Origin of the sequence: Devosia sp., assembly GCF_035944845.1 — a bacterium.
Taxonomy (GTDB): Bacteria; Pseudomonadota; Alphaproteobacteria; order Rhizobiales; family Devosiaceae; genus Devosia_A.
Window position 1 is genome coordinate 69,224 of record NZ_DASZAW010000091.1, and the last position, 11,949, is coordinate 81,172.

General features: G+C 65.3%; 11 protein-coding genes. 8 read left to right on the plus strand and 3 right to left on the minus strand.

The features are described from left to right. Positions 1-37: 37 nt before the first annotated feature. From VGV07_RS18290 to VGV07_RS18305, 4 genes are all read left to right on the plus strand, one after another. Positions 38-1,315, plus strand: a complete 1,278-nt coding sequence (locus tag VGV07_RS18290) for an extracellular solute-binding protein (RefSeq protein ID WP_326870162.1) — start codon at positions 38-40, stop codon at positions 1,313-1,315. Between the two features lie 9 nt (positions 1,316-1,324). Further along, entirely contained in the window at positions 1,325-2,227 is a 903-nt protein-coding gene (locus VGV07_RS18295; protein ID WP_326870163.1) for a sugar ABC transporter permease, read from the plus strand. Then, positions 2,224-3,147: a carbohydrate ABC transporter permease gene (locus VGV07_RS18300; RefSeq protein WP_326870164.1), complete on the plus strand. Its 924-nt coding sequence runs from the start codon at positions 2,224-2,226 to the stop codon at positions 3,145-3,147. Before VGV07_RS18295 ends, VGV07_RS18300 begins: the two co-directional genes overlap by 4 nt. Positions 3,148-3,215: 68 nt before the next feature. Next, positions 3,216-4,304, plus strand: coding sequence for a sialidase family protein (locus tag VGV07_RS18305; protein WP_326870165.1), 1,089 nt, complete (start codon positions 3,216-3,218; stop codon positions 4,302-4,304). 154 nt (positions 4,305-4,458) lie between these two features. On the opposite strand, the gene VGV07_RS18310 is transcribed toward VGV07_RS18305, so the two are convergent. Genes VGV07_RS18310 through VGV07_RS18320 form a run of 3 tightly spaced genes read right to left on the minus strand, consistent with a single transcriptional unit; the run spans position 4,459 to position 7,447 of the window. Then, entirely contained in the window at positions 4,459-5,148 is a 690-nt protein-coding gene (locus tag VGV07_RS18310; protein ID WP_326870166.1) for a putative N-acetylmannosamine-6-phosphate 2-epimerase, read from the minus strand. Beyond that, a complete protein-coding gene (locus tag VGV07_RS18315; RefSeq protein ID WP_326870167.1) occupies positions 5,145-6,707 on the minus strand; it encodes a DUF4127 family protein in 1,563 nt (520 codons plus the stop codon). Before VGV07_RS18315 ends, VGV07_RS18310 begins: the two co-directional genes overlap by 4 nt. Beyond that, positions 6,704-7,447 (minus strand): GntR family transcriptional regulator, encoded by a 744-nt coding sequence (locus tag VGV07_RS18320; protein WP_326870168.1) that lies wholly within the window; start codon positions 7,445-7,447, stop codon positions 6,704-6,706. Before VGV07_RS18320 ends, VGV07_RS18315 begins: the two co-directional genes overlap by 4 nt. 279 nt (positions 7,448-7,726) lie before the next feature. Here VGV07_RS18320 and VGV07_RS18325 point away from each other — a divergent pair, with 279 nt between their 5' ends. From VGV07_RS18325 to VGV07_RS18340, 4 genes are read left to right on the plus strand one after another with little or no spacing between them, the layout of a single operon-like run. Beyond that, complete coding sequence (locus VGV07_RS18325; RefSeq protein ID WP_326870169.1) at positions 7,727-8,986, plus strand: ABC transporter substrate-binding protein; 1,260 nt, start codon at positions 7,727-7,729, stop codon at positions 8,984-8,986. Between the two features lie 5 nt (positions 8,987-8,991). Next, positions 8,992-9,921 (plus strand): sugar ABC transporter permease, encoded by a 930-nt coding sequence (locus VGV07_RS18330; RefSeq protein ID WP_326870170.1) that lies wholly within the window; start codon positions 8,992-8,994, stop codon positions 9,919-9,921. Continuing rightward, the gene (locus VGV07_RS18335; RefSeq protein WP_326870171.1) at positions 9,908-10,786 is read left to right on the plus strand and encodes a carbohydrate ABC transporter permease; all 879 of its coding nucleotides are present in this window, start codon (positions 9,908-9,910) and stop codon (positions 10,784-10,786) included. The genes VGV07_RS18330 and VGV07_RS18335 overlap by 14 nt, the downstream gene beginning before the upstream one ends. Further along, positions 10,783-11,691, plus strand: a complete 909-nt coding sequence (locus VGV07_RS18340) for an ROK family protein (protein ID WP_326870172.1) — start codon at positions 10,783-10,785, stop codon at positions 11,689-11,691. Before VGV07_RS18335 ends, VGV07_RS18340 begins: the two co-directional genes overlap by 4 nt. Positions 11,692-11,949: the final 258 nt, after the last annotated feature.

Sequence of the window (11,949 nt, forward strand, 5' to 3'; positions counted from 1 at the left end):
CATGCCTCCGCTGGCGCGCTCACAAGGGAGTAACGAGATGACCTTCAAATCCAACCGCCGGCAGTTCCTGTTCGGCGCCGCCGCCAGCACGCTGGCCATCACCGCCGCCGGCGGCGTCGGCCGCGCCTTCGCGCAGGATCAGCAACTGGTGTTCTGGTCGCAGCTTGCCGGCAGCAAGAAGGCAGCGGGCGAAGCACTGGAAGCGGCGTTCAAGACGGCGCATCCGGAAATCGCACTCAATTCGAGCCTGTTCGCCGAGCCGAGCCAGCTCAACGAGAAGATCCTCACCGCCATCAACGGCAATACGGCGCCGGACCTGTTCATCCAGCACTGGGACTACACGCTCACCTATTCGACCGGCGACAAGCTGGCCGACCTCAAGGCGGGCCTCGCCAACGTGAACTTCGACGATCTCGACGGCTCGCTCCTCGCCTATGGCAATATCGGCGGCCAACAGGTGTCGGTGCCGCTTTACGGCACGTCGCGCGGCCTCGGCGTCAACCGCAAATATGTGACGGAAGCCGGGCTCGATGCCGAAAAGGGGCCGCAGAACTGGGCCGAGCTGCGCGAGTGGGCCAAAGCGCTCACCAAGCGGCAGGAGAGCGGCCTGCTCGAAGTCGCCGGTCTCAGCATGTTCCACAACGATCTCGAGACCTGGGAAATCTTCACCCTGCTGCTGCAGGGCGCCGGCGGCACGCTGTTCAATGACGACCTGACGGCCCCGGCCTTCGGTGGCCCCGAGGGCCTCGCGGCGGTCAACTTCATGTTCGAGCTGCTGCACACCGACAAGGTCACCGATCTCGGCTTCGGCCTCGGGCCAGGCGGCTCGGCGAGCCCGATGAACCAGGGCCGCGCGGCGATGATCATTGCCGGCAACTACTCGACCAACAATGCGCTGAAGGCCGGCATCGAGTTCGACGTGCTGCCGATCCCGATGAAGGATGGTGGCTTCACCTCGCTGGTGGATCCGTTCAGCTTCGCCGTCACCAAGGCCTCGCCGAACCAGGAAGCGGCGCTGAGCTTCGTCGAGTTCGCACTGACGCACGAGCAGCAGGTGGCGTTCGCATTGGCTTCCAAGAACGTGCCGGTGCTGAAGGCGGCGCAGCAGGATCCGGCGGTGCAGGCCGATCCCTTCCTCGCCAAGTTCGTCAAGACTGCGAGCTTTGCACCACCCAAGGCGGCCGCCATCCCGGCCTTCTCGCGCATGGTGACGATCATCGCCCGCGCCGTGCAGGAGACGCTGTTCAAGCGCGTCACCGCCGAGGAAGCGCTGAAGGCCGCCGAGGCCGAGGTGATCGCGGTTCTCGGCCGCTAAGGAGGGATTATGGCGCTGCAATCGAGCACGGCTCTGGCCCGACGGCCACAAAGCTTCACGCAGAACTGGAGCGCCTATGCCTTCCTGACGCCGGCCCTGATCATCCTGTTTCTGTCGCTGCTGCTCCCCGCGGCAGCGACAGTGGTGATGAGCCTCACCGACATCTCGTTCCTGAGGCCGACCAACTTCGTCTGGTTCGACAACTACGTCAAACTGGTGTCGGACGGCCGCTTCCGCCAGGCGGTGGGCAACACCGCCTACTATACCGTGGGGGTGACGCTGCCAACCATGGCGCTGGGACTGCTCGCGGCGGTGGCGCTCAACGGCAAGTTGCGCGGTCGCATCGTCTTTCGCACCATTTTCTACCTGCCGGTGCTCACCTCGCTGATCGCCGCGGCGGTGGTGTGGATGTATGTCTATGAACCCTATTCGGGCCCGATCAACGGGACGCTGACCCAGCTCGGGCTGCCGCCACAGCCATGGCTGCAGAGCCCGAACCTCGCGATGACCTCGCTGATCGTCATGGCGATCTGGCGCGACTTCGGCACCGCGATGATCATTTATCTCGCCGGCTTGCAGGATATCCCCAGGGACATCTACGAGGCGGCGCGGCTCGATGGGGCCAAGACCAAGGACATCTTCTTTCGCATCACCGTGCCGATGCTCAGCAACGTCACCTTCTACCTGATGATCATCCTGATCGTGCAGACCTTCCAGGTGTTCGGCGCGATCTATGTGATGACCAATGGCGGGCCGCTCGGCTCCACCGAAACCATCGTGTTCCAGATGTACCAGACCGCCTTCGGCTACACCGAGTTCGGCTATGCGGCGGCGATGTCGACCGTGCTGTTCCTCGCGATCCTCTTGTTCTCGATCATCGGCACCAAGATCATACGGCGGGGTGAGTCATGAGCGAGATCGCGCAGACCACGGCACCGGCCGTTCCCGCCATGTCCTTCCAGCAACGCTGGTGGCCGCTGGCCGAGCGGGCGATCGGCTATGGCCTCCTGATCTTTGCGGCGCTTGCGACGATCACGCCGTTCCTGTGGATGGTGTCGACCTCGTTCAAGACCGATGCCGAGACCTTCCAGTTTCCGCCCAACTTCATCCCCAACAGCCTCGTCTGGCAGAACTATATCGACGCCATTGCCGGGCCGGATACCGGGCGGCAGCTGATCAACAGCCTGGTGTTCGCGCTCGGCTCGACCGCCTCCAACATGGTGTTCTGCGCGCTTGCCGGCTACGCCCTGGCGCGCATGCAGTTCAAGGGCAAGAACCTGATCTTCGCGCTGGTGGTCGGCCTCTTGATGGTGCCGGCGCAGAGCCAGATCGTGCCGGTATTCCTGATCGTGCAGCGCATCCCCTTTGCCGGCGGCAATGACTGGCTGGGCAATGGCGGCACCGGGCTGCTGAACACCTATTGGGGGATGATCCTCCCCACCGCGGCGACGCCGTTCGGCATCTTCATGATGCGGCAGTTCTTCTCGCGCATCCCCGTCGAGTACGAGGAATCGGCGCGGCTCGATGGCGCCAAGACCTTCACCATCTTCTGGCGCATCCTGTTGCCGCTGGCGCGGCCGGCCATGGCAGTGCTGGGGGTGCTGAGCTTTCAGAGCGCCTGGAACGACTTCATCTGGCCGCTGATCCTCACCTCGCAGCGCGAGATGGCGACACTGCAGATCGGGTTGCAGTTGTTGCAGAGCGGCCCCGATGCGCGCTGGAACGTGGTGATGGCGATGGCGACGCTCATCACCCTGCCGGTGATCATCGTCTTCCTGTTCGCGCAGCGCTACGTCATCGACGGCGCAGTCACCAGCGGCGTCAAGGGCTGACGCTTCCCCCACCCATTTGCGAGCCGGCTCGCTCACTATGACCCTTGGGGCCCGACGGAGATTTGACCATGACCCAGCACCTCGAAATCTACCGCAAGGCGGGCGAGTTCGTCGCCTGGCCGGCCAATTACGGCATGTGGATCTGGGGCGACGAAGTGGTGGTGGTCTTCTCGCAGGGGTTTCGAGGGGAACAGGAGAGCCTCCATGCGCGCGACAAGACACGGCCGTTCATCGGCCGGCAGGCGCGCAGCTTCGATGGCGGGCTGACCTGGGTTGACGAGCCGTTCACCGGCACGATCCCGGGTGGCACGTCGCTGTCGGGCGACGAGCACGTGATCGAGGCGCTGCAGAGCCAACCCAATATCGTGGTCGAGCGCGATATTCCGGCGCTCGACCAGCCGATCGATTTCACCGACCCCGAGACCATCGTGATGTGCGCCCGCACCGGGCTCGATCGCGGGTCGATCAGCTGGTTCTATGTCAGCCGTGACCGCGCCAGAAGCTGGCAGGGTCCGTATCGGCTGGGGGATTTCGGCCTGCCGGGAGTGTCGGCGCGCACCGATATCGTGCCGCTCGGCCAGCATGACGCGCTGTTCCTGCTCACGGCGGTGAAGGCTAATGGCGACGAGGGCCAGGTCTTTGCGGCGCGCACCCGCGATGGCGGCAAGAGCTTTGCGTTCGAGAGCTTTGTCGGCGACGAGCCGGAGGGCTTTGCCATCATGCCGGCGTCGCTGCGGCTGCCCGGTGGTGACATCCTCACTTTCGTCCGCTGTGCGGCGCCGCGCGGGCCTGAGCGCCGGGCGTGGATCGACCTCTATCGCTCGAGCGACGCGGGCAAGAGCTGGCGGCATGTCGGCACCCCCGTGCCGCGCGTCGGCCATAACAGCAACCCGCCCACCATCAATCGCCTGACCGATGGCCGACTGGTGCTGGTCTATGGCTATCGCGACGCGCCCTATGGCATGCGCGCCAGGGTCAGCAGCGACGAGGGCGAGACCTGGAGTGACGATATCGTCTTGCGCGACGATGGCGGGGTGGCCGATCTCGGCTACCCGCGCACCGTGGTGCGTCCCGATGGGAAGCTGCTGACGGCGTACTATTACAATTACGGGGCGGACACGGATCGCTTCATCGGGGCAACGCTGTTTGCAGTGTAGTTTCGACTTGTCCCCAAACGGTGTGCTTGGCGCCCCTCACCCCCCGCCCTCTCCCCAGAGGGGCGAGGGGGCGATAGGGGCACCGCCGGTGCAAAGTGCGTCCCCTCGCCCCTCTGGGGAGAGGGTTAGGGCGAGGGGCGCCAAGCACTCTGAACTATCGATCCGGGATCGCCGCCACCAGCCGCTCGGTGATGATATCGGGCGCCGTGATGGCCGAGCCGCAGACCACGGCGAAGGCGCCACGCTGGAACGAGGCGGCGACGTGCTCGGGGGTCCAGATGCCGCCTTCGACCACCAGCGGCACGTCGAGCGCCGCGACGATCTCGGACACCAGATCGAAGGGCGGGCGGGCCACGCCCTCGGAAAGCGCGGTATGGCCGACCATGGTGGTGGCGATGAGGTCGGCGCCCTCGGCGGCGGCCTGGCGCGCTTCGTCGAGGGTCGCGATATCGGCCATCACCAGCTTCCCGAGGCGGTGGGCGGTGGCGGCGATCTGGGCAAAACTCTCGCCCGGCCGGGTGCCCGACGTGGCCTGGATGGCGACGATGTCGGCGCCCGCTGCACACAGCGCCTCGGCGTCGGCGCTGGAGGTGGTGATATAGTTGTCGAAGCCTTCGCGGGTGTCCTTGACGATGCCGATGATCGGCAGGCTGGTGCGCGGCCGCAGCAGGCCGACGACATCGGCGCCGTTGAGGCGGAAGCCGCCGGCGCCGCCGAGTTCGGCCGTTTCGGCGAGCAGCGCCAGGATATCCGGCCGCCGGCGCAGCGGGCTTTTCGGGTTCATCGCCTGCGAGGAAACGATCAGCCGGCGCTCGAGGCGCTGGAGCAGGGTAGGGCTAGTCACGAGAGATCCCCGGCGATGGTGAAGTCGACTTCGAAGCTGCGGTGCCAGGGGAAGCGGACCTGGGTGATGCCGAGGTCGTCCCGCCCGGTGAGGCGCTTCAGGGTGGTGTCGAGGGCGGCGCCGATGCTGGTTTCGGCCGCTGCCTCCTCAGTTCGGTTCGGGAAGGTGTAGACCCCGGCGTTCAGCGGCCGGCGAGCATCGGTCATATAGGCAAAATCCTCGATCAGCCGGTGCAGCAGCACGCGGCGGGCGGCAGCAGGATCGAGCGTACCGGCGGCGCGGCCGATCTGGATCGCCGCTGCCGCGGCGACGACCGAGCCGAGCGCATTGCCGGCGGTGTTCCAGCCGCCATAGGCGACGAGCCGGAGCAGGATGCCGCGGCGATGCAGTTGTTCGATCAGCAGCGGATCGGCGCCGTTCGAGTAGCGGAGGTCTGCAAGCGCTACCTCGCGGCCGGCGGCCAGCAGGTTGGCGATGAGGTCGGCGGTCTTGCTGGCCTCGGCGGCATCCTCGGCATCGAAGATAGACTGGGCGCCGTCGTGTCCGTTACCGGACTTTTCGACCACCATGCCGCAATGGTCGCGACGCCTGGGATCGGGTGCGTGGACGACGAGCGCCATGGCCCCGGGGTCGGTGACCGTCACCGAGCCCGAGGCGCGGAGCTGGCGATCGACCGCCTCATGCATCGGGCTGTTCTCGTATTTGGCGATGCGCTGCATGCCCGGCGGATCGGCGCATTCGACAGTGAAGCGCGGGGTGATGCCGAGGCGGGCGCCGAGCTGGCGCGCCACCAGCACGGCCGCCACTTCGTCGGCGCCCGGGTACATCAGCACCTCGCCCGCTATCGGCAGGACCTTGGACCACTGCTTCAGCCACACCTGCTCGGCCGAGCCGGCCGAATGTTCGGCGGTGTCGTCGGCGGTGATCAGCAGCGGGTCGATGACTCCTTCGGAGGCGAGTGCGATGGCTTCGAGGTTGACGTGATGGTTGCTCAGCCGCCGGCGTTCGAAATCGGCGACGATTTCGCCGGGGAGCGCAGCGCGAAGGACAGCAAGCGCCTCGGCATTTCCGGCATGGCGGGCGCCAAGGGTTTCGAGCAGGTCGCGGTGGTGCAGCGCGCCCAGCTTATGCAACTCCATGCCGTGCCGGGCCCAGTAATCGGGTTCTTCCTGCGGGTTGTAGGAGTTGGAGGCGCGCATCACCAGCGACACGGCGCAGAGCGGCAAGTCCGGGTGGCTGGCGTGGAGGCGGCGCAGCACCTCGAGCCGGGTGAGGGCATCGAGTGTGCTGTCGGTAGTGGTGCGGGCAGCGATCAGGCCGCCATAGCAGAGCATATCGAGCGATGCGATCACCGCATCGGTGCTGGGCGCGGTGCTTTCGAGCCAGCGGCCGAGGCGCTCGGCATTGCCGGGCTGGCGCAGCTGGGGCAGCAGTTCGGCGGGCGGCAGCACCAGGGTGGCGCCGGCAATGGCGGCGATCCCGGCGACGAGGCCGATATTGACCGGACGCTCGTCGAGGGGAAGGAACGCGAGGGAGAGGGCGCGCTGGTCGGTCGTCAATTGGTGTCTCTGGTACTGCGGAAGATGACGAAATCGTAGGAGTAGCGGTCGGCGCGATAGACGCTTTCGGCATACTCGATGCGCTGGTTCTTGATATCATAGGCGACGCGCAGCACCTTGAAGGCGGGCGAGAACTCGGGAACACCGAGGAGCTTGGCGAGCGGCGGATCGAGCACGGTGGCGTGGATCGACTGCTCGGCCTTTTCGATCTTCAGGTGATAGGTCTCGGTCAGCATCTGGTAGAGCGAACCGGTGATGCCGCGCGCTGCGAGGCCGGGCGCGAGCTTGGCCGGCACATAGGTGTTCTCGATACACATCGGCTCGCCGTCGGCGGTGCGGACGCGCGAGATATGGGCGACGAGATCGCGCGGGCTCAGCGCCAGCCGCGCCCCGATCTCGGCACCGGCTGGGATTTCCTCGACGACCGTATCGAGCGAACCGGGAACGAGGCCGCGCGCCCGCATGTCCTGGGTGAACGAGGTCAGCTCCACCGACTTGGCGATGCGCGGCTCGGAGACGAAGGTGCCAGCGCCCTGGGTGCGGTAGACCCGGCCTTCGTAACCGAGCTGGTCGAGGGCGCGCCGCACCGTCAGGCGGGTGACGCCGAAGGTCTCGGCCAGGTCGCGCTCGGTGGGCAGCTTTTCGTGCGGCTGCAGCTCGCCCTCGATCAGGCCGAGCAGATAGCTCCGCAACTGGGCGCCCTTGGTGCCCACGCGACCGTTTCCGGTGGTCTCAGCCATGAATCGGATTTCCTCCCACTTGGAGCAGGAGTGCGTTTCGTTGAATCGCACTCCAAGTCCTTGTTTGTCGTCACGAGATCGAACCGGAAAGGTCCGCAACCTTTCCTGATCTCGCTCTAGCGCGCATCAAAGCACAGCTTCCAATCGGTCGGCAAGTGAGTGGTATACTCCAATTGTGCCTGAATGCGTGCATTTCAACTCGAATGTGACGCCGTGTTGACGAGCTTTCAAAAATTGGGCTACACCATTTGACGGCATGTAGCCAAGGGAGAATTCAGGATGGAGCGGAAAGCTCAAGCTCGTGCGGCGCATGCCGCGATGTCGACGGCGCTCGGCGCGGTCATGATGTTCGGCGCGGTCGCCGGCGCCTATGCGCAGGACAAGACCGAGATCACCTTCTCGTATCTGTGGGGCGGCGCCGAGGGCGCGGCGCTCGAACAGATCATCACCGATTTCAACGCCAGCCAGGACAAGATCGTGGTCAAGGGCGTGTCGAGCCCCGACATGACCAAGCAGCTGGCCTCGATGTCGAGCGCCAAGGGCGCCTTCGACATCTCCGACAATTTCGCCTCGAACATCGCCTCGTGGTCGAACCAGGGCATCCTGTTGCCGCTGGACGAATTCGGCCTCGATACCTCGGATTTCCCCGAGAGCATCATGAAGCAGCTGGTGGTCGACGGGACGCTCTACTCGGTGCCGATCGCCACGCACAATTTCCAGCTGGTCTACAACAAGAAGCTGCTCGATGAAGCCGGCGTCACCCCGCCGACTTCGATGGCCGAGCTCGCCGACGCCATCAAGAAGCTGACCAAGGTGGATGCCGAGGGCAATGTCACCCAGCTCGGCCTCGGGCTCACCGACATTTCGGCCGGCCTGAAGACGCTCGGCTATGCACATGGCGGCGACTGGAACCGCGACGGCAAGCCGACGCCGACCGATCCGGGGTTCGTCGAAGGCGTGAAGTTCTACTTCGACAACGTGGTGGCGCCGGTGACCCCCGCGGCCTACAACAAGTTCGTCGCTGGCTTCGGCCCCTACATGTCGGACCAGGACTCGTTCAAGCAGGGCAAGATTGCCATGGTGTTCGAAGGCGAGTGGCGGTCGAAGTTCAATACCGAAGCCGGGATGGACTGGGGCGTGGTGCCGGTGCCGGGCAAGACGCCGGAGCTCAACGGCTCGACCTGGGCGGACGTCTCGACGCTGTTCATTCCGACCAATACGCCGAACAAGGAAGCGGCGGGCGAGTTCCTCAAGTACCTGATCAGCCCGCCGGCGATGGAAAAGTTCAGCCACGTGCTGGCGAACCTGCCGGGCCGCCTGTCGCTGGTCGACAGCGCCACCTATGACGACCTGCCGAACTTCAAGGTGTGGCTCGACGCGCTGAAGAACCCCAATACGCATGGCCTGCCGCCGGCGCTCTACATGGCCGAATACAATGCCGACCTCGCGTCCGCATTCGACTCGGTGCTGCAGGGCGCACAGACTCCGGAAGCGGCGCTCCAGGCCGTTGCCGACCGTACCGGCTCCTACTCGCAGTAAGACCGTTGTCAGTAGCGCGTTCGAGACAGAGCGAACCGACCGGCCGGGCCCTTCTCAAGGGCCTGGCCTTCGCCTCGCCATTCATCATCGGCTTCCTGGTGCTCTACCTGTGGCCGATCCTTGCCTCGGGCTATTACAGCCTCACCGATTTCAGCCTGTTCAAGGCGCCCAAATGGGTGGGGCTCGCCAATTACGAGCGGATGATCTCGGACGCCAAGTTCTGGAAGAGCCTCTACAACACGCTGTTCTTCACCTTTGTCGGCGTGCCGGTGGATATCGCCATCTCGATCGCCGGAGCCCACATCCTCAACCAGAAGCTCAAGGGCCAGCCGCTGTGGCGGGCGCTGGTTTACCTGCCGTCGATCGTCCCGGCCGTGGCCGCAGGCTTTCTCTGGCGCTGGCTGCTCAACGCGCAGTATGGTTTCGTCAACGAGATCCTGCGCTGGTTCCGTATCCCGCAGCCCAACTGGCTGCTCGATGCCAGCTGGGGCGGCATCTCGGTGATCGTCCTGATGCTGTGGACGGTGGGCGGCACCATGCTGATCTACCTCGCGGCATTGAAGAATGTGCCGCAGGAGCTCTACGAGGCCGCCGAACTGGATGGGGCAGGGCCGCTGCGCCGGTTCTGGCACATCACCTGGCCGATGATCTCGCCGGTGACGCTGTTCCAGGTGATCGTCCTGATCATCGCCTTCCTGCAGGTGTTCACCCAGCCGTTCGTCCTGTCGAAGGATCCGGGGCTCGGCACGCAGACCGCGACCGGGCCGGGCGACTCGATGCTGAGCTACTCGATCTACCTGTTCCAGAACGGCTTCACCTTTTTGAAGATGGGCTACGCCTCGGCGATGGCCTGGGTGCTGCTGTTCGTGACGCTGGGCATTACCCTGCTGATCCTGTGGTCGGCCAAGAAGTGGGTGTTCTATGACAACCGCTGAGTATCAGGGCGCCGCGCTGGGCGAGCGCGTGCCGGTCGGCGGCCGCTTCGGCTGGCTGATGACCATCTACCGCTATGCGCTGGTGCTGCTCCTCGCCGGGGTGTTCGTCTTTCCGTTCGTCGTCATGCTGACCACGGCGTTCAAGGTCTCGGACGAAATCTTCATGGCGCCGCCGGAGCTGTTGCCGCGCAGCTGGACGCTCGAGCATTTCGTCGGGGCGCTGACGCAGATCCCGTTCTTCCGGTTCCTCCTCAATACCGTGGTGATCGCCGGCCTCAGCGTGCTCGGCACGGTGCTGGTATCGCCGCTCGTCGCCTACTCGTTGTCGAAGCTGCGCTGGAAGGGGCGGAACCTGCTCTTCATCATGGTGCTCGCCACCATGATGTTGCCGCCGCAGGTGACGCTCATTCCGATCTACATGATGTGGAACAAGGTCGGCCTTACCGGGACCATCCTGCCGCTGGTGATCCCGGCCTTTCTCGGAACGCCGTTCTTCATCTTCCTGATCCGGCAGTTCCTCTTGAGCGTGCCGGACGAGCTGATCGAGGCGGCCAAGGTCGATGGCGCGTCGGAGTTCCGCATCTACTGGTCGATCGTGCTGCCCATCGCGCGGCCGGCGCTGATCACCTCGGCGGTGTTCCAGTTCGTCTGGGCCTGGACGGATTTCCTCTATCCGCTGATCTATCTCAACGAGGAGGAGAGCTACACGCTGTCGATCGGGCTCTACTCATTCCTTGGCCAGCATGGCGTGCAATGGGGACCGCTGATGGCGTCATGCGTGCTGTTCACGCTGCCGGCCTTCCTGATCTTCCTGGTGTTCCAGCGCTACTTCATCGGCGGCATCGCCACCGGTGCGCTGAAGTGAGCGAGGTGGTCCTCGCCGTCGATATCGGCGGCACCAAGATCCTTGTCGGGCTGGTCGATGCCCAAGGCACCATCGTTACGAGCCGGCAGGTTTCGACCCCGGCGCGCCAGGGGGCAGAAGCGATCATCGCTGCTGTCGCCACATTGGCGAAGGAAGTCCTGGCGGACGCACCGTCGTCAGTCAGCCGCTGCGGCGTCGGCACCGCCGGTGTCGTCGGCGAGCAGGGCGAAATCACCTCGGCCACCGATCATCTCAGCGGCTGGGCGGGAACGCAGTTGCAGCAGCGGCTCAGCGAAGAACTGGGCATGCCGGTGACGGTGCTCAACGACGTGCAAGCATCGGGGCTCTGCGAGGGCGTGCTCGGCGCCGCCCGCGGCAAGCGCTCGGCGCTGATCGTGGCGCTCGGCACCGGGGTCGGCGGTTCGCTGGTGCGGAACGGCCAGGTTGAGCGTGGCGCCTATGGTATTGCCGGCAGTGTCGGCCATCACCTGTCGCCATTGCGGCAGGGCCGACCATGCCCCTGCGGCGGCACCGACCATCTCGAGGCCTATGCCAGCGGTACGGCGATGGAGATCGAGTACGCGCGGCGTACCGGGCAGCAGCGGATCCTGCGCGAGATCGCGGCCCTGGCCGAGGCGGACGATGCCGAGGCGCAGTCGGTGATTGCCGAAGCAGCCGAGGCACTCGGCGCGGTGCTCGGCAGCGCCAACAATGTGGTCGATGCCGAGATCATCGTGGTGGCCGGCGGCGTGCTGGCGCTGGGCGACCGGCTGCTTGCGCCCGCCCGAGTTGCGGCGCGGCGCGAGGCATTGGGGCTGTCGAAGGCGGTCGAGATCGTGCCGGCGAAGTTCGGGCCGACGGCGTGTTTGATCGGCGCGGCACTGGCGGCATTCGCCTCCTGTTGAGGTCGAGCACCGGATCACCTCTCCCTTGGGGGAGAGGTCGACGCGAAGCGTCGGGTGAGGGGGCCTTTCCCACGCTCGGTGTTTGCGGCAAGGCCCCCTCACCCCAACCCTCTCCCCCAAGGGCTACGACATGCACACATCGTTGTTGAAGAGAGGGTTTCGGTCTGATTCCCTGGCCTTTGCATAGGAGGGCGGGATGGAGTTGGGACTGGGCCATTTCGGGGATTCGCGCCTCGAAAAAGGGGGATCTTTCTTCTG